A 23,259-nucleotide genomic window follows, 5' to 3' on the forward strand; every position below is an offset into this window, starting at 1 on the left:
GAGCGCGTGGTGGCTCGGTGCCCCGCCCCCGGTCAGCGGTAGCGCTGGAGGAACGCCGCTTCGGCGAGCGCGATGCGTTCGATCTCCCGGGGGTCGACGCTCTCGTCGGGGGAGTGGATGGCGGCCGCCGGGTCCTCGACGCCGAACAGGGCGATGCTCGCGTCCGGGTGCGCGCGCTGCAGCGCCGTGCACAGCGGGATCGACCCGCCCGAGCCGACCTCCGCGACCTCCTCGGCGCCGTAGGCCTGCGCGAGGCACTGCGAGAGCAGATCGTGCACCGGGTCGAAACCGCCGGCGGGCACGGAGCGGAACGGGTGGCCGACGGCCTCGGGCTCGACCGTCACCCGGGCGTTCCAGGGGCGCCGGCGCTCGATGTGCGCGGTGAGCAGCCCCTGCGCCTCGACCGGGTCCATCCCCGGTGGGACGCGGAGGTTGATCAGGGCACGGGCGTGGGGCTGCACGGCCGCGATCGAGCCCTCGACCGGCGGGCAGTCGATGCCCAGCACCGTCACCGCGGGGCGGGCCCACACGAGGTCGGCCACCGGCGCGGCCGTGGAGACATCGACGCCGTCGAGGACGCCGGCATCGGCGCGGAACGTCTCCTCGGGGTAGGCCTGTCCGTCCCACCGCCCCGAGAAGTCGAGTCCGTCGACGGTGGTCGCCCCGGTCTGCGGGTCGCGCATGGAAGCGAGAATCGAGAGCAGTGCGGCCAGCGCGTCGGGCGCCGCGCCGCCGAACTGGCCGGAGTGGACCCCGGCCTCGAGGGTGTCGACGACGACGACGACGTTCGCGATCCCCCGGAGGCTGGTCGTCAGCGTGGGGGTGCCCACCGAGACGTTCCCGGAATCGGCGATGAGTATGGCGTCCGCCGCCACCAGGTCCGGCCGATCGGCCACGAGATCGTCCAACCCTCCGCCACCGGTCTCCTCGGAACCCTCCACGACGATCCGGATCCCCAGGCCGTCCAGCGGGTCCGCCCCGGGCGAGCCGCCCTCGTCGTCGTCGTCCTCTCCGGGTGCTCCCACGGCGGCGAGGGCGCGCAGGGCGGTGAGGTGGACGACCAGGTTGCCCTTACAGTCGGCCGCGCCACGGCCGTACCACCGGCCGTCACGCTCGGTCAGCTCCCACGGCGAGGAGGTCCACGCCCCCACGTCGCCCGCCGGTTGCACGTCGTAGTGGCTGTACAGCAACACCGTGGGCCGACCCGGCGCGGCGGGGCGGTGGGCGAACACGGCCCGCGACCCGTCGGACGTCTGGACCACCTCCACCGCGTCCGGTCCCAGACCCGGCACCGGCAGCTCGGCGAGCAGATCGCGGACCATCTCGCACGCCCGCTCGCAGGCCTCCGGCTCGGCCCCGTGCACCGACGGCACGGCGACGAGCGCGGCCAGGTCCGAGCGGGCGCGGTCGAGTTGCGCACCCACCGCGGCGGCCAGCGGCGCGAGCTCGGCGTGGGGGTCGGCGAACGCGGAGGAGTCGGTCATGGGCAACAGGATAGAGGTCGGGTCCGACACGGCCGCGCAAGATGAACAGCAAGTGAACGCGGAATGAAGTATGTTTGGAGTCATGAGCAGCTTTGTGATCGTCGTCACTCCGGCGGACGAGGAGTTCCGCGAGCTCGCGCACGTCGCCGAGCTCCCCCCGCGCCTCCGCGCCGATCTCGAGGCCCTGCGCGACGAGGTCGCCGAGCGTTTCCCCGGGGCGGAGGCCATCGGCGAGACCGGCGCGCTGTGCGCACGGCCCGAGATCGAGGGCGTCAGCGTCGTCATCCGTCCCGAGGTCATCACCCGCCCCCTCGTGGTCAACGCCGTCATGCGGTTGGCCGCGCCCCGCCAGCTCCGCGTCACCGCCCCCGAACTGGGGCTCGCCGCCGACCCGCGCGAGCGCATCGACGTCGACGTGAACCGGCGACCCACCATGGTCGGGGCGGGGATCGCCGACCACTCCGTCCGCGGCCGGCCGCGCGGCACGCTGCCGTGGGTCACCCGCGAGCTTCTCGGTCAGCTCGTGGAGCATCTCGAGATCGACGGGGACCGGCTGGAGCTGGAGGTCGACGACGAGCGGTGGTTCCGCTACGAGCGTTCCGGCGGCGCGCTGGTCGTCGAGGCCGCCGACGGCCCGGACGTCCCCGTCCGACGCGTCATGGTCCCCGTGGACGTGGCGCCCTCCGCGGCCGACGCCGGCTGGGCGTGGGCGCGGTGTGGCGCGGACTGGGCCCGGTTCCTCGAGGCGGGCACCGGCTCCGGGGAGGCGTCGGCCGACGTCGATTCCGCCGCCGCGCGCGTGACTGAACCGAGCAGCCCCGCATCGGCGGCCTGAGTCCTCGCCGATCCCGCGCGGCTACACCGAGTTGTCGTAGCGCAGCGAGGCCACGACGGCGTCGATCGTCCCCGTCGGCTGAACCCCGGGCTCGCCCTCGTCGGACATGAGCACGAAGACGGTGGACGCCGGTGCGCCGTCCGGGGTGCGGGTGGAGACCGCGATCGTGTCGAAGCGGATGACCGGCGGCGTGCACGCGTTGCGCGGCGGGCGCACCTGACCGCGCAGTGACACGTACCAGGCGGGCACCCCGGAGACCGCGATGCTGCGCGCCTCCGGAACCGGGACGTCCGCTCCCGCCTCGGTGAAGCGCCGGTCGATGGAATCTGCCATCGACCGCGACGCCGACTCGGCCTGCTCGCGCGCCTCGCCCGGCAGCGTCGTCGCACTGATGCCGACCAGCGTCCGGAAGCTCAGACCCCCGAGCGCGCAGTAGTCCCTGTCCGCGATGGCGTTGGCGGTGGTCACGTAGCCCGAACCCCAGTCAGTCCCCGGGTCGTGGCCGTCCTCGTCGACACCGAACGGATCACCGACCTCCCAGTCCGGCGGAACGGAATACACGAGACCCGTGGCGCTGCGCACGTCCTGCCAGTCCGCCGACAGAGGCGCGGCGGCCAGGGTGGGGCCAGGCTCCTCCCGGGTGGGCTCGTCCGGCTCGCCCTCGCCGCCGGGCCACAGAGTGCACCCGGTGAGCGTCGCGACGAGCGCGCCGGCGAGCAGTGCCGCGGCGGGGCGGGACATCTCGCCCTCAGTTCCGCTCGGCGAGAGCCTTGATGCGCTGTAGCGAGGTGGACACGCCACGGTCCATCTCGGCGGTGAACGACTTCTGTCCGCCGAAGAGCTTGTCGGTGAGGAACCGGGAGATGAAGGTGAGCCCGTCCGGCACCTCGCGGCGCTCGGTCAGTCGCGTGCCACCGGACGGCGTGGGCTCGAGCTCGAACACCCACACGGTGGTGTTCTCGTTGATGCGGTTGGCGAACCGGCGACCGGGCTCGAACTCCACCACCCGGCTCGTGGTGGGCCAGACGATAGGGCCGCGCTTGTTGAGGTTGATCGCCCACGTGCCCTTCGTGGTGCGGCCGCCGGGCGAGAAGATCTTCCACGCCTGGCTGCTCCACTCCGTGGCGTTGCGGACCTCGGAGACGACCTCCCAGACCCGGGCCGGAGGGGCGTCGATCTCGATGGAGCTCTCGATGACGCCGATGGCGGCGGGTTCGGTGGGCATTCGGCGGGCCTTTCGACACGGGTGGGTGGGACGGCGTCTCGATGGTAGGGCAGGGCTCGGGTCGGTGAGGGACGTTCGTGTGAGGCGTTCGCCGGTCGCGGACCCGTCGATCCTTTGCACTCGTCGGGGGCGAGTGCTAGAAAAGCGATTGGCACTCGGTTACCCTGAGTGCCAGCAAGATCTGAAACTGAGGTCGCAAGGTGAGGGGCGGATCCGACACGGTCCGCACCGTCCGTCGCGGGCACCGACGCTGACCACACGCGTGTCACCCCATACCCGGAGGATGATTCACCCCATGGCAAAGATGATCGCGTTCGACGAAGAGGCCCGGCGCGGCCTGGAGAGCGGGCTCAATCAGCTCGCCGACGCCGTCAAGGTCACCCTCGGCCCCAAGGGTCGCAACGTCGTGCTGGAGAAGAAGTGGGGCGCCCCCACCATCACCAACGACGGTGTCTCCATCGCCAAGGAGATCGAGCTCGAGGACCCGTACGAGAAGATCGGTGCCGAGCTGGTCAAGGAGGTCGCCAAGAAGACCGACGACGTCGCCGGCGACGGAACCACCACCGCCACCGTCCTCGCCCAGGCGCTCGTGCGTGAGGGCCTGCGTAACGTCGCCGCCGGTGCCAACCCCATGGGCATCAAGCGTGGCATCGAGAAGGCCGTCGAGGCCGTCACCAAGCACCTCATCGACTCCGCCAAGGAGATCGAGACCAAGGAGCAGATCGCCGCGACCGCCGGCATCTCCGCCGCCGACCCGGCCATCGGTGAGCTCATCGCCCAGGCCATGGACAAGGTCGGCAAGGAGGGCGTGATCACGGTCGAGGAGTCCCAGACCTTCGGCCTGGACCTCGAGCTGACCGAGGGTATGCGCTTCGACAAGGGTTACATCTCGCAGTACTTCATGACGGATCCGGAGCGCCAGGAGGCGGTCATGGAGGATCCGTACATCCTCCTCGTCTCGGGCAAGGTCTCCACCGTCAAGGACCTGCTCCCGCTGCTGGAGAAGGTCATCGGCGAGAACAAGTCGCTGCTGATCATCGCCGAGGACGTCGAGGGCGAGGCCCTGTCGACCCTGGTCGTCAACAAGATCCGCGGCACGTTCAAGTCCGTCGCCGTCAAGGCCCCGGGCTTCGGTGACCGCCGCAAGGCCATGCTGCAGGACATCGCGATCCTCACCGGTGGTCAGGTCATCTCCGAGGAGGTCGGCCTCTCGCTCGAGACCGCCGACATCTCGATGCTCGGTAAGGCCCGCAAGGTCGTCGTGACCAAGGACGAGACCACCATCGTCGAGGGCGCCGGCGACCAGGGCCAGATCGAGGGCCGGGTCAACCAGATCCGTGCCGAGATCGAGAACTCCGACTCGGACTACGACCGCGAGAAGCTCCAGGAGCGCCTCGCGAAGCTCGCCGGCGGCGTGGCCGTCATCAAGGCGGGCGCGGCCACCGAGGTCGAGCTCAAGGAGCGCAAGCACCGCATCGAGGACGCCGTGCGTAACGCCAAGGCGGCCGTCGAGGAGGGCATCGTCGCCGGCGGTGGCGTCGCCCTGGTGAAGTCCGAGGCCGCGATCGAGGGCCTGTCCCTCGAGGGCGAGGAGGCCACCGGCGCGAACATCGTCAAGTTCGCCCTGAGCGCCCCGCTCAAGCAGATCGCCCTCAACGCCGGCCTCGAGCCGGGCGTCGTGGCCGAGAAGGTCCGCAACCTCCCCGGTTCCGAGGGCCTCAATGCCGCCACCGGCGAATACCAGGACCTCCTGGAGGCCGGCGTCAACGACCCGGTCAAGGTGACCCGCTCGGCGCTGCAGAACGCCGCGTCGATCGCCGCGCTGTTCCTCACCACCGAGGCCGTCGTGGCCGACAAGCCCGAGCCCGCCGCCCCGGCGATGCCGGGTGGCGACGAGATGGGCGGCATGGGCTTCTGATCTAAAAGCCCATGCGCGACTGACGCGCCCACACGCGCGCAGAGCAGGGTCCGTGGCCCGCACCGGTACACCGGTGCGGGCCACGGCCTATTTCGGGTGTCGGTCCCACTTTCGGGCGTCGGTCCACTCCGGCGGGCCGTAACACCACCGACACGTTCAGAGTGCTGCGTAAAAGGTCCGTGACCTGCGGTAAAGAGACTGTTTCAGCTATGGCGGCGGGTTCGACCGTTTCTTAGTGTCCTCTTCAGACGCCTCAGAAGGCGTCGTGAGTCACTGAGAAGGAGAACTCCATGCCCAACTTCGGCCAGCTGTCCGACCTCTTCGGGGGAATCACCGACGTTCTCGGCGCCCTTGTCTTCTTCACCGGCTCTCTCGGCGGCGAGGGCGGGGTGAACGACTTCATCGGCGCGATCACGAGCATCAGCGCCGAGTAGCCGCACCCAGACACGTCACCGCACAGTCACAGATACAAGGAGCAGACAATGACCTTCCCCGAGTTCGGATCCCTCGCCGGCGTCAGCGGCGCCCTGGGCTTCCTCAACGACTTCCTCGGGGCCTTCGGAGACCTGTTCTCCGGCCTCGACTACTTCACCGGAGGCGACTTTCAGGAGGCCCTCGCGGGCGGATTCCTCCAGTGACTCCCTGAGCTCCGTCGAGGGTGGCGACTCTCCCCGACGGCCAGATGCGGCCCGCGCGATTCTCCCTCGCGCGGGCCGCATCGCTGTAGGTGTGGAGAGGGTGTTCACTCAGCGGGAGTCCCAAAGTGAACGGGGGATGGCCCAGGTGAACCGCTGACCTGCGGAGATGTCCCCAAAGGTGACGCGCCAAAAAACTCTTCTCAAAGCGCCACGATTAATGAGACTTCTTAAGGCTCCGTGGTTTACAGTCACTCAGGGCACACGCCCGGCGTCGGGCAAGGGCCAGCGCCAAACGGGTGGGTTGAGACGCACGTCACGATTGACATCAGTGCGACTTAGGTTAACCTTACCCGGGGCCCCGTCAGCGGGGCGACATCACAGCAAAAGGGAGATACACATGCCTGACTTCAGCGCCATCAGCGCCGCGCTCACCGCGGTCACCAACGCCATCAGCGGCCTCGTGGCCCTGACCGGGTCCCTGACGGGCGACGGCCTGGGCCCCGCGCTCGAGGGCATCGGTCTCGGCGACCTGGGCAGCGCGGCCGAGACGGTCGTGACCGACGCCGCCTGATAGCCCAGTTGGCCCGAGTCAATCGGACCTCCAGGCAGGGCCGCTGTTGCCGCGGCCGCTTCAAACTTCGACTCTGATTCGGACTTTCCGGATCGCACTCTCAAGGAGAAACACATGGGTATCGACCTCGGTTCCATCGGTGGCGACAACGGCCTGCTCGCCAAGGGCGGCATCGTCGACCTCGGCGGTACGTTCCTCGGCGCCGTCAACAACCTGGTCAAGGCTGTCGGCTACTTCGTCGGCGGCGACTTCCAGAAGGCGCTCGACGCGGGCTTCATGAAGGCCTGAGTCGGACGACTGACTCGAGAAAGGGCTCCGGGCTGAGGCTCGGAGCCCTTTTTCGTGCTCGCGCCCGCCGCGGGCCGGCCGCGCGACCTGCGCTTGATATGGAATCGTTCATATCGGTAACACGGATCCGCGCCGAGTCGATAATGTTGACGTGAGCCGCACGGGAGGCTCCGAGGTTTCCGCCGGCCGGTGCCGGTGTGTCATCCTCGGGGTCGAACCCTGCGGGTGAACTACCCAGTCTTGGCAGCGCACTGGTGATACTAGTGTGTCTAATGGGACTTGTGTGACTACTGGGAATCGGGTTAGCGTTTTCCACGAGAAGGTGCCCGGGTCCGTCTGTGAACAACGAGAATGTAAGGCGTCGAAATATGCGTTCAGTGAAGCGGTTCGGCAAGAAGGTCGCAGCAGCGGCCCTCGCCGCGGCCATGGTCCCCGTCGTCGCCACGGGCACGGCTCAGGCCCAGGGCGGCACGATCCAGTACACCAAGGCCACGGCCAAAAATAAGGTCGCCGAGACCGAGCTCCCGGACGGTCGACTGATCGTGTCGGTGTGGTCGGACAAGATGGCCGTCGAGGTGCCGAACATCGTCCAGCGGCCGCGCGACGGCAACCCGCACGCGCCGGTCCTCTACCTGGTCAACGGTGCCGGTGGCGGCGAGGACTCGGCCACCTGGCAGGCACAGTCCGACGTCAAGCAGTTCATGTCCGACAAGGACGCCTGGACCGTCACCCCGATCGGCGGCGCCTTCTCGTACTACACGGACTGGCAGAAGCACGATCCCAATGTCCAGACCCGCTTCGCGCGTGACACCGACCGTCCGATGGCGTTCGAGACCTACCTCGCCAAGGAACTGCCGGATCTCTTCGAGGGTCGCTACGGGGGGAACACCGGCGACGCCCGCGGCCGTGGTCTCGCCGCGATCTCCATGACCGCGACCTCGGTCCTGACCATCGCCCAGAAGTACCCGGGCCGGTTCGACGCCATCGGCTCCTACTCCGGTTGTGCCGAGACGTCCACCCCGATCGGCCACGAGTTCATCAACATCGTCACCGGCATGCGGGGCGGGGCCGACCTCAACAACATGTGGGGGCCCTTCCCGGGCGAGCCCCGCGCGGGTACCAACAGCTGGTTCGACAACGACCCGGTCTGGGGCGCCTGGCGCTTCAAGGAGCAGATGGACCGCGGCCAGCTGCCCGCCATGTTCATCTCGACCGGAAACGGTCTGCCCGGACCGCACGAGTCGCTCGAGAACTGGCGCCTGCGCAACAGCATCCCGGCGCTGGCCAACCAGGCGATCGTCGGCGGTGTCATCGAGGCGGCCACCCAGTACTGCACGGCCAATCTGGCCCGCCGCTTCGGTGAGCTCGGCATCCCCGCCCACTTCGACTTCGCGCCCAACGGCACGCACTCGTGGGGCTACTGGGAGGACGACCTCAAGCAGTCCTGGCCCATGATGGCGAACGCCATGGGTGCCCGCTGGGGCGCTCTCTGATCGACCGGCGCCACGGCGGCTCACCCGCGCCCGGAGCCCACGGACCCCGCTCACCTCACATCAGGTGGGCGGGGTCCGTTCTCGTATGCGGCCGCCGCCACCGGGGCCGGGCCGTCGCGCGGCCCCGCCGCGGGCCGGCTGCGGCGAACGGAGCGTAGTCCGGCATCCTGTACCCATGACCACGATCGAAGACCCCGCCCGGGTCGAACTGCACCACCCGGACGGCAGCACCAGCCCGCTGCTGATCGTGGAGGCCGACCAGCGGGACGAGCGCCGGCCGTCGGTCCTGGTGCTGCCGGGCATCGCCGTCGGCGCCCGTTACTACCTCCCGCTCGCCCGCGCGCTGGCGGCCGAGGGCGTCGACGTCGCGATCACCGAGCTGCGCGGCCAGGGAGACAGCACCTACCGCATCGGTCGGCGTAGCGCCCCGGCCGGCTACCACGAGAGCGCCCCGAGGACGTCCCGCTCGCGCTCGACGCGATGGAGCGGCGCCTCGGCCGCCGACCCGTGATCCTCCTGGGGCACAGCATGGGCGCGCAGATCGGTGTGTACCACCTCGCGCGTCACGACCCACGCGTCGCCGGGCTCGTCGCGGTCGCGGCCCAGTCACCGTTCCACCGCGGCTTCCCTGGGCCCGTCGGCCGCAAGCTGCGCGCGGGTTCGGTGTTCCTCCCGGCGTTGGGCTGGCTCTCCGGGCACGTGCCGGGACAGTTCTTCGGCGCGAAGGGACGGATCCCCGCCGACCGCATCCGGGACTGGGCCCGGCTCGCCGCGGCGGGCGTCATGCAGCCGGCCCGCGCCGATCTCGACTACCCGGCGGGCCTGTCGCGCGTCACCGTGCCGGCGCTGGCGGTGGTGATCGCCGACGACCCGCTCGCCCCCGCGAGTGCCGCGCGCAACCTCCTGGCCATGCTGCCCTCCGCGCGCACGACCCTCGAGCTCGAACCCGAGGCGCTGGGGCACAACTCATGGGCGCGCCGACCCGCCGAGGTGGTCGCCCGGGTGCTCGCGTGGACGGACCGGGAGGTCGTCAGGCCCGAGGGAGACGACGACGAGGTAGTCGACGCCTGAAAAACTCGTACGTGAGGACCGCTTTCCGCGCCTCCTGCGTGTTGTCGGCGGCGCCGGCGTGGCCGCCCTCGACGTTTTCGTAATAGGCGACCTCGTGACCCGCGGCCTCCAGGGCGGCGGTCATCTTCCGCGCGTGGCCCGGGTGCACGCGGTCATCCCGTGTCGAGGTGGTCATGAGCACGGGCGGGTAACGGACCTCCGAGGCGGGCCGGATGTTCTGGTAGGGGGAGTACGCGCCGAGGAAATCGTCCCAGTCGGACGAGTCCGGGTCGCCGTACTCGGCCATCCACGACGCGCCGGCCAACAGTAGGTGGTAACGCTTCATGTCCAGCAGCGGTACAGCGATCGCCAGCGCTCCGAAGAGTTCCGGGTAGCGGGTGAGCATGACGCCCATGAGCAGCCCGCCGTTGGATCCGCCGGTCGCGCCCAGCTGGTCGCGGGTGGTCACCCCCGTCTCGACGAGGGCGCGCGCGACGGCCGCGAAGTCCTCGTAGGCGCGCGGCCGCTTCTCGCGCAGGGCGGCCCGGTGCCACGACGGCCCGTACTCGCCGCCGCCGCGGATCCCCGCCACGACGTACACGCCGCCCTCCTCGAGCCACAGAGCGCCGCGCAGGGCCGCGTACGCGGGCCGCATCGACACCTCGAAGCCTCCGTAGCCGTACAGGATGGTTGGTCGGGGGCCGTCCGGGCCGGGCCCGCGCATGACGGTGTACGGGACCTCGGTGCCGTCATCGCTCACGGCGGTGTGGCGGGTGACCTCGATGCCGGCCGTGTCGAACCGGTGCGGGGTCGCGCCGAGGGTGGTGGTGCTGCCGTCGGCGCGCAGGAGCACCAGCGACGGTGGCACGACCGGCCCGGAGACCGCGAGCACGGCGTCGTCGGGGTGCGGCCGCTCGCCGTCGGACCGCCCTCCTCCCGCCGGCCCGGAGTCCTCCTGCTCGCCGTCCCGCATCCCGGACAGCCGGTCGCAGGACAGCACGTCGATCGACACGTGCTCGGGCAGGCCCTCCACCGGCAGCGGCGTCCAGTCGCCGTCGGCGGTCCCGGGGATGGTGTAGGCCTCGATCCGCGACTCGGTGTCGTCGAGGACCGTCAGCAGGATCCGGCCGCGGCCCCAGGTGATGTCCTCGACGGTCGTGGACGGGGTGGGGGAGAACAGGACGACCGGCTCGGGCAGGCGCCCGGGGTCGGCGTCGACGGCGGACCACGGCACCACGAGCACCGACCCGCCGGGATGGGTCCGGCCCGCGATCTCGAGATCGGTGCGGGGCCGCAGGAGGAGCCAGTCGCCGCATGAGGTGACGTCGCAGTCCTCGGGCACGGGCACGGCGCGCGGCCCGGTCGTGGCGGGGTCGGTACCGGAGGTCCAGAAGACCTCCTGCGAGGTGTGGAAGTCCGGCGCCCTGCTGGCGAGGAATCTCCCCGTCGTGGGGTCGTGGGAGGCGCCCACCGCGACGTCGTCGGTCTGGCCCTCGAAGATCACGGGCGTCTGCGCGGGGTCGGTGCCGCGCCGCCACAGTCGTACGACGCGCGCGTAGCCCGAATCGGTGGCGTCGGATCCCTCCGGGTCGAGCGGCGCGGCGAGGAGCACGGTGTCGCGGTCGACCCACGACACCGAGCACTTGGCCTCGCTCAGTCGGAAGCCGTCCTCCGAGGCGGGGACGAAGCGTCGCGCGAGGAGGTCGAACTCGCGGATCTCGACGGCGTCCGCGCCGCCGCGGGACAACCGCAGCAGTGCGCGGTCGTCGGCGGGCCGGCGGACGACCGTCCCCGAGTACACCCAGTTGACGCCTTCCTCGTCGGCGAGCGCGTCGACGTCGACGAGCGTCTCCCACGCCGGGTGGTCGACACCTGGCGCGCCCTCTGCGAGGACCGACCACGGCACGCGGCGCCACAGTCCGCGTCGGTGGTCGCCGTCCTTCCACAGCGTGTAGGCGTGGGGGCCGCGCAGGACGGGCCAGGCGATACGGTCCGTGGCGTCGAGGATCTCCAGCGCCCGGGTGTAGGAGGCCTCGGCGTGCTCGCCGGTCGCGAGATCGGCCACCGTCCGGTCGCTGCGCATCCGCACCCACTCCAGGGCGTGGGGCGCGTCCACGTCCTCCAGGTGGAGGTACGGATCTGAGCTCGGGGAAACCGTCATGACCTCGATGATGCCGTGGTCGTGTCGGAGTGACCGAGCCGACATGTCGGATGGGGGTCCGGATCTTCACAGACTCTTGTTATGAGGCTGCGCCGTCAGTAGCATCATCCCCACGTTCGGGTCGTCTGACCCGGCCATTCTCGGGGATCCGGGAATGCACCCTCGATAAACGGAGACACATAATGGGTTCCCTCAAGCTCGGATCGGTCACGGAGTCCCTCGGCGGAGGCACCGGCAGCTCCACCGAGACCATCACCGATCAGATCGCCGAGACCGTCGGCGACCTGGTCGCCACCGCGCTCCGGCAGGTCCTGGGCAACCTGTCCTGACGGCGCCCGCAGACATCCCGACGCCGCCCCTTCCACCCGGAGGGGGCGGCGTCGGGCATTTCGGGTGCGATCGGGGGCGGCTCGGGGTGCCTGCGACACGCGTTGCGCATAGTCTGTGTGTCGTGGCTGACACTCATTTCGACCTGATCGTCCTCGGCGCGGGCCCCGGTGGCTACGTCGCCGCAATCCGTGCCTCGCAGCTCGGCCTCAAGGTGGCCGTCGTCGAGGAGAAGTACTGGGGCGGTGTGTGCCTCAACGTGGGTTGTATCCCCTCAAAGGCACTGCTGCGTAATGCGGAGCTGGCCAACACGGTTCAGCGTGACGGCAAGCTGTTCGGTATCTCCGGCGACGTCTCCTTCGACTTCGGCGCCGCCTACGACCGCAGCCGCAAGGTCTCGGACGGCATCGTCAAGGGCGTCCACTTCCTCATGAAGAAGAACAAGATCACCGAGATCAACGGCTACGGGACGTTCACCGACGCCAAGACGATCGAGGTCGACGGCACGGAGTACACGTTCGACAACTGCATCATCGCCACCGGCTCCGTGGTCAAGACCCTCCCGGGCATCGAGCTGAGCGAGAACGTGGTCAGCTACGAGGAGCAGATCCTCTCCCGCGAGCTGCCCGACTCGATCGTCGTGGTGGGCGCGGGCGCGATCGGCATGGAGTTCGCGTACGTGATGAACGCCTACGGCGTCGAGGTCACGATCGTCGAGTTCATGGACCGCCTGCTGCCGAACGAGGACGAGGAGGTCTCCAAGGAGATCGCCAAGCACTACAAGAAGCTCGGCATCAAGCTCCTCACCGGGCACAAGACCACCAAGATCACCGACAACGGTGACTCGGTGGACGTGGAGATCGAGAAGAAGGACGGCGGGGAGACCCAGACGGTCACCGTGGACAAGGTCCTCATGGCCGTCGGCTTCGGTCCCCGCGTCGAGGGCTTCGGCCTGGAGAACGCCGGCGTCGAGCTCACCGACCGCGGCGCGATCGACATCGACGACCACATGCGCACCAACGTCGACGGCATCTACGCCATCGGCGACGTCACCGGCAAGCTGCAGCTCGCCCACGTGGCCGAGGCGCAGGGCGTCGTGGCCGCCGAGACCATGGCCGGCGCCGAGACCCAGACCCTGGGCGACTACCGTATGATGCCGCGCGCCACGTTCTGCCAGCCGCAGGTCGCGTCCTTCGGGCTCACCGAGGCCCAGGCGAGGGACGAGGGCTACGACGTCAAGGTGGCCAAGTTCCCGTACTCCGCCAACGGCAAGGCGCAGGGCCTCGGCCATGCGGTCGGCTTCGTGAAGATCGTCGCCGACGCCACCCACGGAGAGCTGATCGGCGGCCACCTCATCGGCCCCGACGTCTCCGAGCTCCTGCCCGAGCTGACCCTCGCGCAGATGTGGGACCTCACCGCCGCCGACGTCGCCCGCAACGTGCACACGCACCCGACGCTGTCCGAGGCCATGAAGGAGGCCGTCGAGGGCATCGCCGGCCACATGATCAACCTCTGACGGTCCGCCCGTCGCTCCGCCCCGCTGCTCACCGGTTCGTCCGGCCGGGCGGCGGGGCGGAGTGCCTTCCGGCGTGTGCCCGGCGCGGGGTCCAACCCGTCCACAGCTGACGGAACGATCGGGCCCCGGCCGACGAAAAGACCGTTCCGCACGGACCCACTCGGGCGACGTGTGCGAAACGGTCTTCTCGATGGCGCGGACCCGCCGGCCGCGGGGTCACTCGGCGTTGACGAGCTTCTCCATCTGCGCGGTGTAGATCGCGTCGAGGGCGCCGGCGGCGGTCGGCAGGATCGGGTCGGCCGCGGGATCGTCACCGCGGGCCGCGTACTCCACGCTCACCGTGGTGTCGCGGGCGTACCCGTGGATCGCGATGGCCCGGCTCAGGGTCTTCGTGCCGTCCGGCTGCGTGGTGATGAAGTCGCTGGTGACGCGGAAGCCCTCGGCGCCCGCGATCTCCGGCGCGTCCTGCACCGACATGACGAGCTCGACGTCGGGGTTCGAGGTGCTGCGCGCGGTGTCGCACGCCTCGTAGAGGGAGCGGTCCATGAAGTCGTCGAGCCGGCCGCTCACCATGCCGATGCCGAACCGGTGCTCCGTCTCGTCCGTCTCGGACTGCTTGTAGCGCACCGCCGCGGTCACGCCGTCCGTGGTGGCGTGGTTGGAGACGGTCTCGAGGCGCGAGACCTTGTCGCAGGCCGGGTCGTCCATGAGCTGGCGCTGCTGGTCGGCGACGAGCTTGTCGACGGCCTCCTGGAGCATCGGCCGGTCGAGCACCTGGACGATGCCACCCCCCGGGGCCTCGCCCTCGGCCAGCACGAGCTCCTCGACGGGCGCCTGCGGGGCCGAGTCGTCGACCGTCGGCGAGGCCGGCGCCGAGGTCGACGTGTCGCCCGACTGCTCGGCCTCGGTGCCGGAGTCGTCCGACGAACAGGCCGTGAGAGCTGCCGCGGTGACCAGCGCGAGGCCGGCGGTCGCGACGCGGCGGGGGGTGCGGGTGCGGAGGCGCATCTCTCTCCTTTGTCTTCGGTTACCCACATAGTGCCACCGTCGTACCGCTATCTGTGCATCGTGCCCCGCGTGCGGCGCGCTGCGGAAAACCCGCGGGCACGCCCGTGGAACGCCGGAAACATCAAAAGCGACCGCGGGGGCCCGAAGTCGGGGGCACCGCCCGCAGAGGTGGAAGCGGTGGAAGTGCCCCGGTGTGACTACCCTTGGTGCCGCACGCGCGGAGCCTCTCGGCGCCGATGACCCCTGATATAGGACAGACGATATGGACCATGACGGTGTGGACGCCGTGCTCTTCGACCTCGACGGGGTGATCACCCCGACGGCGGAGAAGCACATGGAGGCGTGGAACCGGATGTTCAGCGCGTACTTCGACGCCCGCGGGATCGACCCGTACTCGGATGAGGACTACTTCCGCTTCATCGACGGCAAGCCGCGCCTCGAGGGCATCGCGTCGATGCTCGCCGCGCGGGGCCTCACCCTGCCCGAGGGGAGTGACGACGACGAGGCGGGCCCGGACGCGGACACCGTGCACGGGCTCGGTATCCGCAAGAACGTGATCTTCCGTGAACTGCTCGACGAGGGGATCGAGGCCTACCCCGGCTCGGTCGCCTACCTCGACGCGCTCGACGCCGCCGGCATCGCCTCGTGCGTCGTCTCGAGCTCGAAGAACGCCGAGGCCGTGCTCACCGCGGCCGGGCTGCGCGACCGGTTCGACGTGATCGTCGACGGCGTGGTCGCCGCCGCCGAGGGCATCCCCGGAAAGCCGAAGCCCGACACGTACCTGCGGGGTGCCGAGCTGCTCGGCGTCCCCGCGGAGCGCTGCGTCGTGATCGAGGACGCCGTCTCGGGGGTGCAGGCCGGCGCTGCCGGCGGGTTCGCGCGAGTGGTCGGCGTGGACCGCGGGGCCGGGCGCGAGACCCTGCTCGCGGAGGGGGCCGACCTCGTCGTCGTCGACCTGGCCGAGCTCATCCCCGGACTCGCGGAGGCACGCCGGTGACCCGCGTCCCCATCTCCCGTGGCCCGGTGCACGACACCGTCGGCCAGTCGGTGCCCGGCAACATCCGCACCACCTACGGTGTGAACCTCCGCAGCCACCTCGAGGTGCCGGAGATCAACCGCTCCACCCACCCCGCCGACCCGTGGCGCTGGGTCGAGACCAGCCCCAAGGCCTCGCCGCGGGGCGTGTCCGAGACCCAGTTCGCGGTGGCCAACGGGTACCTCGGCATGCGCGGCAACCCCGAGGAGGGGCGCGACTCCGCCCAGCACGGCACGTTCGTCAACGGCTTCCACGAGACGTGGCACATCCAGCACGCCGAGGACGCGTACGGCCTCGCGCGCGAGGGCCAGACGATGATCCAGGCCCCCGACACCAAGACGATCCGCGTCTACGTCGACGACGAGCCCCTGCGGCTGGGCGTGGCCGACCTCGAGCACTACGAGCGAAGCATCGACTTCCGCGACGGGATCCTGCGCCGCGAACTCGTGTGGCGCACGCCGGCCGGCAAGAAGGTCGTCATCCGCACCACCCGCATGGTGTCGATGGTCGAGAAGCACCTCGCCGTGATGACCTACGAGATCGAGCTCCCCGAGGAGCCCGCGCCTGTGGTGATCTCCTCGCAGGTCCTCAACCGGCAGGACGGCGAGGACGAGTACGGCTCCGCCGACGACGTCCCCGACGAGGGCTTCGACCCGCGCCGCGCCGAGGGACTGGACCACCGCGTCCTCGAGTCCCAGCTCTGCGAGGGCCAGCGCGGTTACCAGGTGCACGGCTACCGCTGCGCCAACTCCGGAATGACCATCGCCGTGGCCGTCGACCACCTCCTCGAGACCGAGGACGACGTGGCCCTGAGCCACGAGATCGACGACGACTCGTCGAAGGTCGTCTACCACGCGCACGTCACGCCGGGGCGCGTGCTCAAGCTGACCAAGCTCGCCGCGTACCACACGTCCGAGGTCGTGCCCGCGGGCGAACTCGCCGACCGGTGCTCACGCACCCTCGGTCGGGCTCGCGAGCGCGGCGTGGACGACCTGCACCGCACCCAGCGGGACTGGTACGACCACTTCTGGGACCGCGCGGACGTCGAGGTGGACGGCCCCGCGGAGACGCAGCAGGCCATCCGATTCAACCTCTTCCAGCTGGCCCAGGCCTCGGCGCGCGCCGAGTACAACGGCATCGCCGCCAAGGGCGTCACCGGCAGCGGCTACTCCGGCCACTACTTCTGGGACACCGAGACGTATGTCCTGCCGTTCCTGACCTACACGATGCCGCGGTTCGCCCGGAACGCCCTGCGCTTCCGGTACAACATGCTCGACAAGGCGCGGGAGCGCGCGAAGTTCCTGTCCGTCAAGGGCGCCCTCTACCCGTGGCGCACGATCAACGGCGAGGAGGCGTCCGCCTACTACGAGGCCGGTACCGCTCAGTACCACATCAACGCCGACATCGCGCACGCCCTGATCAAGTACCTGTGGGCCACCGAGGACCGCGAGTTCATGATCCGCGAGGGCGTGGACATGCTCGTCGAGACCGCGCGCATGTGGGTGTCCCTCGGGTTCTTCGACGGCGACGGCATGTTCCACATCCACGGGGTCACCGGGCCCGACGAGTACACCACCGTCGTGGACAACAACCTGTTCACCAACGCGATGGCGCGGTTCAACCTCGTGGCCGCGGCTATCGCCTGCAAGCGGATCGCCGAGCTGGAGGACGGTAAGTGGGAGGCGATCTGCCGGCGCCTGAAGATCCGCGACGAGGAGATCGCCGAGTGGAAGCGCGCCGCCGAGAACATGGTGATCGCGTTCGACGAGGAACTGGGCGTCCACCCGCAGGACCAGGACTTCCTCGCCAAGGAGGTCTGGGACCAGGACCTCGAGGAACCCCGCCGGCCGCTCCTGCTGCACTTCCATCCGCTGGTCATCTACCGGCATCAGGTGCTCAAGCAGGCCGATGTCGTGCTGGCCATGTTCCTGCGCGGTGACGAGTTCAGCGAGGAGCAGAAGCGGGCGAACTTCGAGTACTACGACCCGTTGACCACCGGCGACTCCACCCTGTCGGCCGTGGTGCAGGCGATCATCGCCGCTGAGATCGGCTACTGCGACGAGGCGTTCGAGCACTTCCAGAAGGCCCTGGTTGTGGACCTGGCCGACGTGCACGGCAACGCTTCCGACGGCATCCACGTGGCCTCCACCGGCGGGGTCTGGTCGGCGCTGGTCAGCGGCTTCGGCGGAATGCGCGACTACCGTGGCGACATCTCGTTCGACCCGCGGGTGCCTGCGCAGTGGGGGTCGCTGACGTTCCGGATGACGGTGCGGGGCACACACGTGCGGGTCCGCTGCGACCACCACGAGATCACGATCGCCAACCTGAACGGCGCCGATTTCGACTGCACGGTGCAGGGCCGCGAGGTGCACGTGCCGGCGGGGCAGACGGTGACCGTCGGCCTCGACGACCGCGCCCGCGTCTGCCTGTCCTGCGCGGAGCAGAACTGAGCGCGTAGCCCTCGCCCGGCCGCGTTCGTCGCCCGGACCCGGCTCGACAGCCGACTGGGCGGGCCGCGCGCTGTCGGGCGGGCCGGGGCGCTGTGGCGCGGTCGGCTGCGTCCGCCGGGTGGGGGGTGCTGTGGCGGGGCCGGCTGCGGCTCGAGGCTGAATCGCTGTGGTCGTCGCGCCGGCTCAGCTCGCGATTTCAGGCCCCGCCGCACGCTGCCTATCGGATCGCGCTACGCGTAAGGGCTCCCATGGGCGTCGCGCGATCGGATGGGCGGCGCGGGATCAGATGGGTGAGGCGGGTCCGATCGGTGAGTCCGCTGCCGGGGCGGGTCGGTCGCTGCGGGGCCGGCGATCCGGAGCGCGGCGCGCGATCTGCCCCTCGGATCTCGTTTCGCTCGTCGCATTGCGATTCGCTCGCGGAGTTCCTGGGGCAGATCGATTTCGGAGGAGCGAGGTGTAATCCGAGGGGCGGATCGTGGAGGCCGGGTGCACTGGCGAGAGCCGGGCGACTGCCGGCCGACTGCCGGGCGACTGCCGGGCGACTGCCGGGCGACTGCCGGGTCGGGCCCGTCGCAAACCGGGGGGCGGATCGTGGAGGCGGGCGGCGTCAGCGGGGGCGGTCCGGCTGGATGCGCAGCGCCTGCAGGGACGTGGCCAGGCCGTCGTATTGCGCGACCAACTGCACCAGCGCGACCAGCTCACCCGGGTTCAGGTACTCGGCGAGCGCGGACCACGTCTCGTCGGACACGTCCTTCGTCCGCACCAGCTCGTCGACGGCCGTGAGCAGCACCTCCAGCCGGTCCGGCCAACCCGCGGAGGCGGGGTCGCGGGTGGTGCGGGCGATCTCGTCGTCGTCCAGTCCCACCCGCGCGCCGATGCGCTCGTGGTGCGCCCGCTCGTACACGCTGCCCCGCAGGTGGGCCACGCGCAGGATCACGAGCTCGGTGGTGCGGCGGTCGAGGATCCCGAACGGCATCATCATCCCCGAGTAGGCGAGCCAGGCGGGGAAGAGGCGGCGGGCGCGGCCGAGCGTGGCGAACAGGTGGACGTCGCGTGAGCCGGTGACGCGCGCGCCGATGCGGTTGACCGCCCAGCCGAACGGGCCGAGCTCGCGGAATCCGCCCGGCCGGATACGCGCGGGGCCGGCGGCAGGGGCGCTGTCGCTGCGGGCGCTGCTGTCGTCGCTACTCGACTGGCTCATGGCCGTCAGGGTAGGTCAGGTGCGGACCCGGCGGAGGCGGGTTCGCCGAGGAGATACGGCGAGAGCGACGAGCGGTGGGCGTCCACGCGCAGCTCGTGATTGAGCGGCGGGAAGGCGCGCTGCGGGCAGGCGGGGCGGTCGCACATGCGGCAGCCGGAGCCGATCTTGGTGGCGGCGTCGACGTCGTCGAGGTCCAGCCCCTGCGCGTAGACGGTGCGGTGGGCGTGGCGGGCCTCGCAGCCCAGCCCGATCGCGAACGTCTTGCGCGGCTGCCCGAACCTCATCGGCCGGGTGGTCACGGTGCGCGAGACCCACAGGTGCAGCCGGCCGTCGGGCATCTGGGCGACCTGCCGCATGATCTTGCCGGGGAACGAGAACGACTCGTAGATGTTCCACAGCGGGCACGTGCCGCCCGAGGTGGTGAAGTGGAACCCGGAGGCGGACTGGCGCTTGGACATGTTGCCGGCGCGGTCGACACGCACGAAGCTGAACGGCACCCCGGCGGCGCCCGGCCGCTGCAGGGTCGACAGCCGGTGGCAGACGGTCTCGTAGCCGGTGGCGTGGAAGGCCATGAGCCGCTCGATGTCGTAGCGGAAGTCCTCGGCGGTGTCGAGGAACCGCTGGTAGGGCATGAGGACGGCGGCGGCGAAGTAGCTGGCCAGTCCGCGAAGGGCGAGCGCGACGGCGGCAGGGGAGGTGAAGGCCCCCTCCTCGACGAGGCTGTCGAGCAGGTCGCGGTGTTCGAGGAACGCGAGCTCGGAGGCCACGCGGAACGCCTGCTGACCGGGCGTGAGGTGCGCGGACAGGTCGAGGCGGCGATCCTCGGTGGAGAACACGTGCCAGAGGCCGTCGGGCAGGTCGACGCGGCGGGAGATGCGCACGCCGTGGGCCTCGGCGAGGCGGTTCTCGAGCTCGACGCGCACGTCGCCGCGGTTGAGCCGGATGCGGGTGGTGAGGTCCTCGGCGGCGGTGTCGAGGGAGTCGATGTAGTTCTGCCGTTGGTAGAAGTAGTCGCGCACCTCCTCGTGCGGCATGGACAGCACGGACCGGTCGACCGTAGACTCGGGCACGTTACGGGTCTCGGTGAGCGCGGCGAGCAGGTCGGCGGAGTTGCGGTAGCGCTGGTGCAGGAGCATGAAGGCGCGGGCGAGCGCGGGGTGCGCCCGGACGAGGTCGACGACCTCGTCGGCGGGGACCTCGGTGGACAACTGGGTGTCGGTGAGGGCCTCGGTCACCGCGGCGATGAGCCGGGTGTCCGAGTCGGAGGCGAAGAACGTGGAGTCGACGCCGTAGACCTCGGAGATCTTGACCAGGACCCGGGAGGTGACGGGCCGGGTGTCCTTCTCGAGTTGGTTGAGGTACGACGACGACAAGCCGAGCGATTGCGCGAACGCCGCCTGGGTCAGGCCGTTCTCCTCGCGCAGTCGACGCAGTCGCGCCCCCATATGTGAGGCCGTCATCGGCTTCCCCCTCTCCGTCCGTGGCGCACCACACAATCTTCGCAAACTTTGCAAAGAAGGCAAAGAAACTCGCCACATTCGCACTTGCCGCAGGTAGACGCGCCGTAGCGAGTGTGGCATTGTGTCTGTCGTAAGGGGCCGTAACTCGCAAGAGTGCGAATACGGACCCGTCCCCGAGACAGAAAAGAGTCGCGATGTCGAACGTCGGCAAGGCACGTACCGCTGAAGAGATCCAGAAGGACTGGGACACCAATCCCCGCTGGAAGGGCATCACCCGCAACTACACGGCCGAGCAGGTCGCCGAGCTGCAGGGCACCGTCGTCGAGGAGCACACCCTCGCCCGTCGTGGCGCGGAGATCCTCTGGGAGAAGGTCAACACCAAGGACTTCGTCAACTCCCTCGGTGCGCTGACCGGTAACCAGGCCGTGCAGCAGATCCGCGCGGGCCTCGAGGCCGTCTACCTCTCCGGCTGGCAGGTCGCCGGCGACGCGAACCTCTCGGGCCACACCTACCCGGACCAGTCGCTGTACCCGGCCAACTCGGTCCCGACCGTCGTCCGTCGCATCAACAACGCCCTGCTGCGTGCCGACGAGATCGCCCGCGTCGAGGGTGACACCTCGGTCGAGAACTGGCTCGCCCCGATCGTCGCGGACGCCGAGGCCGGCTTCGGTGGCGCCCTGAACGCCTACGAGCTGCAGAAGGCCATGATCGCGGCCGGCGCCGCCGGTGTGCACTGGGAGGACCAGCTCGCGTCGGAGAAGAAGTGCGGCCACCTCGGTGGCAAGGTGCTCATCCCGACCAACCAGCACATCCGCACCCTGACCTCGGCCCGCCTGGCGTCGGACGTCGCGAACGTCCCGTCGGTCATCATCGCCCGCACCGATGCCGAGGCCGCCACCCTCATCACCTCGGACGTCGACGAGCGCGACCGTCCGTTCATCACCGGTGAGCGCACCGCCGAGGGCTTCTACCACGTCAAGAACGGCATCGAGCCCTGCATCGAGCGCGCGAAGGCCTACGCCCCGTTCGCCGACATGATCTGGATGGAGACCGGCACCCCGGATCTCGAGTACGCCAAGAAGTTCGCCGAGGGCGTCAAGGCCGAGTTCCCGGACCAGCTGCTGGCCTACAACTGCTCGCCCTCCTTCAACTGGAAGGCGAACCTGGATGACGACACCATCGCCAAGTTCCAGAAGGAGCTCGGCGCGATGGGCTTCAAGTTCCAGTTCATCACCCTGGCCGGCTTCCACTCGCTCAACTACGGCATGTTCGACCTGGCCTACGGCTACGCCCGCAACCAGATGAGCGCGTTCGTGGAGCTGCAGGAGCGCGAGTTCGCCGCGGCCAAGGAGCGTGGCTTCACCGCGGTCAAGCACCAGCGCGAGGTCGGTGCCGGCTACTTCGACCTCATCGCCACCACGGTCGACCCCAACACGTCCACCGCGGCGCTGAAGGGCTCCACCGAGGAGGGCCAGTTCCACTGAGCTAGTGGACCTGGCCGGTGAACCGATCCGATCAACGATCGGCTCGCCGACATGACGTGACAACCGGGGGCCGTGGCCGTCTCGACGAGGCGGCCCGGCCCCCGGTCGTCTCTGGCGCTCACCCCGCCGCGGACCGGCGGACGGGCCGGCGCGCCCCCTTCACGACCCTCCTCCCGAAGGACCCAGGACACCATGAGCAGCAGCCGCGACGCCGCGACGGACGCGGGACGGATCACCCGCGTCGGCGTGGTGGGGGCCGGGCAGATGGGCTCGGGCATCGCCGAGGTCTGCGCGCGTGCCCACGTGGACGTCCTCGTGTGGGAGTCCACCCGCGAGCTCACCACCGCCGGCCGTGCCCGGATCCTGCAGTCCCTCGACCGCGGGGTGTCCTCGGGCAAGATCACCGAACGTGAGCGCGAACAGGCCGCCCTGCGCCTGCGCTTCACCACCGACCCGGGCGACTTCTGCGACCGTCAGCTCGTGATCGAGGCGGTCGTCGAGGACTCCGCCGCCAAGTCGGCCGTCTTCCGGCAGCTCGACGAGATCGTCACCGACCCGGGGGCCGTGCTGGCCACCAACACCTCCGCCGTCCCGGTCGCCGCCCTCGCCGGGTGCACGGCCCGCCCCGAGCGCGTGCTCGGCATGCACTTCTTCAACCCCGTCCCCGTGCTCCCGCTGGTCGAGCTGGTGAGCACCCCCGAGACCGGCGCCGCCGTCCGCGACCGTGCCGAGGCGTTCGCCGAACAGGTCCTCGGCAAGCAGGTCGTGCACTCCGCCGACCGCGCCGGGGCCGTGGTCAACGCGCTGCTCGTGCCGTACCTGCTCTCCGCGATCCGGATGGCGGAGTCCGGCCACGCCACTGCCGAGGACATCGACCGGGCCATGGTCCTCGGCTGCGCCCACCCCATGGGGCCGCTCGCCCTGGCCGACCACGTGGGACTCGACACGGTCAAGGTGATCGCCGAGGCGATGCACGCCGAGTTCGGCGAGCCGCTGTACTCACCGCCACCGCTGCTCGTGCACATGGTCGAGTCGGGCCGGCTGGGTCGGAAGACGGGCCAGGGGTTCCACAGCTATCCCGTGCCCCGGGCGATGGCCCGCGCCGCGCGCTGAG

At 70.1% G+C, this 23,259-nt stretch carries 22 protein-coding genes; 15 read left to right on the forward strand and 7 right to left on the reverse strand.

The window, feature by feature from the left end:
• Positions 1 to 32: 32 nt before the first annotated feature.
• The gene (locus tag KHA85_RS07405; protein ID WP_213185315.1) at positions 33 to 1,484 is read right to left on the reverse strand and encodes a M20/M25/M40 family metallo-hydrolase; all 1,452 of its coding nucleotides are present in this window, start codon (positions 1,482 to 1,484) and stop codon (positions 33 to 35) included.
• 82 nt (positions 1,485 to 1,566) lie between these two features.
• Here KHA85_RS07405 and KHA85_RS07410 point away from each other — a divergent pair, with 82 nt between their 5' ends.
• Complete coding sequence (locus KHA85_RS07410) at positions 1,567 to 2,319, forward strand: hypothetical protein (RefSeq protein WP_236885336.1); 753 nt, start codon at positions 1,567 to 1,569, stop codon at positions 2,317 to 2,319.
• 21 nt (positions 2,320 to 2,340) lie between these two features.
• Here KHA85_RS07410 and KHA85_RS07415 read toward each other — a convergent pair whose 3' ends face one another.
• Together KHA85_RS07415 and KHA85_RS07420 are read right to left on the reverse strand one after the other, a co-directional pair.
• Entirely contained in the window at positions 2,341 to 3,060 is a 720-nt protein-coding gene (locus tag KHA85_RS07415; protein ID WP_213185316.1) for a DUF8017 domain-containing protein, read from the reverse strand.
• Positions 3,061 to 3,067: 7 nt separating this feature from the next.
• Entirely contained in the window at positions 3,068 to 3,544 is a 477-nt protein-coding gene (locus KHA85_RS07420) for an SRPBCC family protein (protein ID WP_213185317.1), read from the reverse strand.
• 295 nt (positions 3,545 to 3,839) lie between these two features.
• Between KHA85_RS07420 and groL the strand changes: the two genes are divergently transcribed.
• The 8 genes from groL to KHA85_RS07455 all read left to right on the forward strand — a co-directional run bounded on the left by groL (position 3,840) and on the right by KHA85_RS07455 (position 9,523).
• A complete protein-coding gene (gene groL, locus KHA85_RS07425; protein ID WP_106385087.1) occupies positions 3,840 to 5,462 on the forward strand; it encodes a chaperonin GroEL in 1,623 nt (540 codons plus the stop codon).
• Positions 5,463 to 5,752: 290 nt separating this feature from the next.
• The gene (locus KHA85_RS07430) at positions 5,753 to 5,896 is read left to right on the forward strand and encodes a hypothetical protein (protein ID WP_007628063.1); all 144 of its coding nucleotides are present in this window, start codon (positions 5,753 to 5,755) and stop codon (positions 5,894 to 5,896) included.
• A 48-nt stretch (positions 5,897 to 5,944) separates the two neighbouring features.
• Positions 5,945 to 6,100 carry a hypothetical protein gene (locus KHA85_RS07435; RefSeq protein ID WP_007628061.1) on the forward strand — a complete coding sequence of 52 codons (156 nt, stop codon included), beginning with the start codon at positions 5,945 to 5,947 and terminating at the stop codon, positions 6,098 to 6,100.
• Between the two features lie 397 nt (positions 6,101 to 6,497).
• The gene (locus KHA85_RS07440) at positions 6,498 to 6,671 is read left to right on the forward strand and encodes a hypothetical protein (protein ID WP_213185318.1); all 174 of its coding nucleotides are present in this window, start codon (positions 6,498 to 6,500) and stop codon (positions 6,669 to 6,671) included.
• Positions 6,672 to 6,785: 114 nt separating this feature from the next.
• Positions 6,786 to 6,959 (forward strand): hypothetical protein, encoded by a 174-nt coding sequence (locus KHA85_RS07445; RefSeq protein WP_213185319.1) that lies wholly within the window; start codon positions 6,786 to 6,788, stop codon positions 6,957 to 6,959.
• Between the two features lie 368 nt (positions 6,960 to 7,327).
• Positions 7,328 to 8,452: an alpha/beta hydrolase gene (locus KHA85_RS07450; RefSeq protein ID WP_213185320.1), complete on the forward strand. Its 1,125-nt coding sequence runs from the start codon at positions 7,328 to 7,330 to the stop codon at positions 8,450 to 8,452.
• Between the two features lie 175 nt (positions 8,453 to 8,627).
• The gene (locus KHA85_RS17930) at positions 8,628 to 8,963 is read left to right on the forward strand and encodes a hypothetical protein (RefSeq protein ID WP_236885337.1); all 336 of its coding nucleotides are present in this window, start codon (positions 8,628 to 8,630) and stop codon (positions 8,961 to 8,963) included.
• Positions 8,933 to 9,523 carry an alpha/beta fold hydrolase gene (locus KHA85_RS07455; protein WP_236885338.1) on the forward strand — a complete coding sequence of 197 codons (591 nt, stop codon included), beginning with the start codon at positions 8,933 to 8,935 and terminating at the stop codon, positions 9,521 to 9,523. The genes KHA85_RS17930 and KHA85_RS07455 overlap by 31 nt, the downstream gene beginning before the upstream one ends.
• On the opposite strand, the gene KHA85_RS07460 is transcribed toward KHA85_RS07455, so the two are convergent.
• A complete protein-coding gene (locus KHA85_RS07460) occupies positions 9,483 to 11,663 on the reverse strand; it encodes a prolyl oligopeptidase family serine peptidase (protein ID WP_213185321.1) in 2,181 nt (726 codons plus the stop codon). The genes KHA85_RS07455 and KHA85_RS07460 overlap by 41 nt on opposite strands.
• 182 nt (positions 11,664 to 11,845) lie before the next feature.
• On the opposite strand from KHA85_RS07460, the gene KHA85_RS07465 reads away from it, so the two are divergent.
• Entirely contained in the window at positions 11,846 to 11,992 is a 147-nt protein-coding gene (locus tag KHA85_RS07465; protein WP_165001061.1) for a hypothetical protein, read from the forward strand.
• Between the two features lie 122 nt (positions 11,993 to 12,114).
• Positions 12,115 to 13,506 (forward strand): dihydrolipoyl dehydrogenase, encoded by a 1,392-nt coding sequence (gene lpdA / locus KHA85_RS07470; protein ID WP_061227954.1) that lies wholly within the window; start codon positions 12,115 to 12,117, stop codon positions 13,504 to 13,506.
• Between the two features lie 216 nt (positions 13,507 to 13,722).
• Here the strand turns inward: lpdA and KHA85_RS07475 are convergent, their stop codons facing one another.
• A complete protein-coding gene (locus KHA85_RS07475; protein ID WP_213185322.1) occupies positions 13,723 to 14,514 on the reverse strand; it encodes a hypothetical protein in 792 nt (263 codons plus the stop codon).
• 262 nt (positions 14,515 to 14,776) lie between these two features.
• On the opposite strand from KHA85_RS07475, the gene KHA85_RS07480 reads away from it, so the two are divergent.
• Together KHA85_RS07480 and KHA85_RS07485 are read left to right on the forward strand one after the other, a co-directional pair.
• The gene (locus KHA85_RS07480) at positions 14,777 to 15,511 is read left to right on the forward strand and encodes an HAD family hydrolase (RefSeq protein WP_213185323.1); all 735 of its coding nucleotides are present in this window, start codon (positions 14,777 to 14,779) and stop codon (positions 15,509 to 15,511) included.
• Positions 15,508 to 18,000 carry a glycoside hydrolase family 65 protein gene (locus KHA85_RS07485; protein WP_213185324.1) on the forward strand — a complete coding sequence of 831 codons (2,493 nt, stop codon included), beginning with the start codon at positions 15,508 to 15,510 and terminating at the stop codon, positions 17,998 to 18,000. The genes KHA85_RS07480 and KHA85_RS07485 overlap by 4 nt, the downstream gene beginning before the upstream one ends.
• A 607-nt stretch (positions 18,001 to 18,607) precedes the next feature.
• On the opposite strand, the gene KHA85_RS07490 is transcribed toward KHA85_RS07485, so the two are convergent.
• Together KHA85_RS07490 and ramB are read right to left on the reverse strand one after the other, a co-directional pair.
• Complete coding sequence (locus KHA85_RS07490; protein WP_213185325.1) at positions 18,608 to 19,201, reverse strand: carboxymuconolactone decarboxylase family protein; 594 nt, start codon at positions 19,199 to 19,201, stop codon at positions 18,608 to 18,610.
• Between the two features lie 5 nt (positions 19,202 to 19,206).
• Positions 19,207 to 20,661 carry an acetate metabolism transcriptional regulator RamB gene (gene ramB, locus KHA85_RS07495; protein ID WP_043566714.1) on the reverse strand — a complete coding sequence of 485 codons (1,455 nt, stop codon included), beginning with the start codon at positions 20,659 to 20,661 and terminating at the stop codon, positions 19,207 to 19,209.
• A 194-nt stretch (positions 20,662 to 20,855) separates the two neighbouring features.
• Here ramB and aceA point away from each other — a divergent pair, with 194 nt between their 5' ends.
• Together aceA and KHA85_RS07505 are read left to right on the forward strand one after the other, a co-directional pair.
• Positions 20,856 to 22,145: an isocitrate lyase gene (gene aceA, locus KHA85_RS07500; RefSeq protein ID WP_007628038.1), complete on the forward strand. Its 1,290-nt coding sequence runs from the start codon at positions 20,856 to 20,858 to the stop codon at positions 22,143 to 22,145.
• Positions 22,146 to 22,337: 192 nt separating this feature from the next.
• Positions 22,338 to 23,258, forward strand: coding sequence for a 3-hydroxybutyryl-CoA dehydrogenase (locus tag KHA85_RS07505; protein ID WP_213185326.1), 921 nt, complete (start codon positions 22,338 to 22,340; stop codon positions 23,256 to 23,258).
• Position 23,259: the final 1 nt, after the last annotated feature.

Source organism: Dietzia massiliensis, assembly GCF_018390595.1.
GTDB lineage: Bacteria > Actinomycetota > Actinomycetes > Mycobacteriales > Mycobacteriaceae > Dietzia > Dietzia massiliensis.

Excerpts from the sequence above, each read along its gene's own strand:
- KHA85_RS07405 (WP_213185315.1), bottom strand. The coding sequence starts at position 1,484 with ATGACCGACTCCTCCGCGTTCGCCGACCCCCACGCCGAGCTCGCGCCG.
- KHA85_RS07410 (WP_236885336.1), top strand. The coding sequence starts at position 1,567 with ATGAGCAGCTTTGTGATCGTCGTCACTCCGGCGGACGAGGAGTTCCGC.
- KHA85_RS07415 (WP_213185316.1), bottom strand. The coding sequence starts at position 3,060 with ATGTCCCGCCCCGCCGCGGCACTGCTCGCCGGCGCGCTCGTCGCGACG.
- KHA85_RS07420 (WP_213185317.1), bottom strand. The coding sequence starts at position 3,544 with ATGCCCACCGAACCCGCCGCCATCGGCGTCATCGAGAGCTCCATCGAG.
- groL (WP_106385087.1), top strand. The coding sequence starts at position 3,840 with ATGGCAAAGATGATCGCGTTCGACGAAGAGGCCCGGCGCGGCCTGGAG.
- KHA85_RS07430 (WP_007628063.1), top strand. The coding sequence starts at position 5,753 with ATGCCCAACTTCGGCCAGCTGTCCGACCTCTTCGGGGGAATCACCGAC.
- KHA85_RS07435 (WP_007628061.1), top strand. The coding sequence starts at position 5,945 with ATGACCTTCCCCGAGTTCGGATCCCTCGCCGGCGTCAGCGGCGCCCTG.
- KHA85_RS07440 (WP_213185318.1), top strand. The coding sequence starts at position 6,498 with ATGCCTGACTTCAGCGCCATCAGCGCCGCGCTCACCGCGGTCACCAAC.
- KHA85_RS07445 (WP_213185319.1), top strand. The coding sequence starts at position 6,786 with ATGGGTATCGACCTCGGTTCCATCGGTGGCGACAACGGCCTGCTCGCC.
- KHA85_RS07450 (WP_213185320.1), top strand. The coding sequence starts at position 7,328 with ATGCGTTCAGTGAAGCGGTTCGGCAAGAAGGTCGCAGCAGCGGCCCTC.
- KHA85_RS17930 (WP_236885337.1), top strand. The coding sequence starts at position 8,628 with ATGACCACGATCGAAGACCCCGCCCGGGTCGAACTGCACCACCCGGAC.
- KHA85_RS07455 (WP_236885338.1), top strand. The coding sequence starts at position 8,933 with ATGGAGCGGCGCCTCGGCCGCCGACCCGTGATCCTCCTGGGGCACAGC.
- KHA85_RS07460 (WP_213185321.1), bottom strand. The coding sequence starts at position 11,663 with ATGACGGTTTCCCCGAGCTCAGATCCGTACCTCCACCTGGAGGACGTG.
- KHA85_RS07465 (WP_165001061.1), top strand. The coding sequence starts at position 11,846 with ATGGGTTCCCTCAAGCTCGGATCGGTCACGGAGTCCCTCGGCGGAGGC.
- KHA85_RS07475 (WP_213185322.1), bottom strand. The coding sequence starts at position 14,514 with ATGCGCCTCCGCACCCGCACCCCCCGCCGCGTCGCGACCGCCGGCCTC.
- KHA85_RS07480 (WP_213185323.1), top strand. The coding sequence starts at position 14,777 with ATGGACCATGACGGTGTGGACGCCGTGCTCTTCGACCTCGACGGGGTG.
- KHA85_RS07490 (WP_213185325.1), bottom strand. The coding sequence starts at position 19,201 with ATGAGCCAGTCGAGTAGCGACGACAGCAGCGCCCGCAGCGACAGCGCC.
- ramB (WP_043566714.1), bottom strand. The coding sequence starts at position 20,661 with ATGACGGCCTCACATATGGGGGCGCGACTGCGTCGACTGCGCGAGGAG.
- aceA (WP_007628038.1), top strand. The coding sequence starts at position 20,856 with ATGTCGAACGTCGGCAAGGCACGTACCGCTGAAGAGATCCAGAAGGAC.
- KHA85_RS07505 (WP_213185326.1), top strand. The coding sequence starts at position 22,338 with ATGAGCAGCAGCCGCGACGCCGCGACGGACGCGGGACGGATCACCCGC.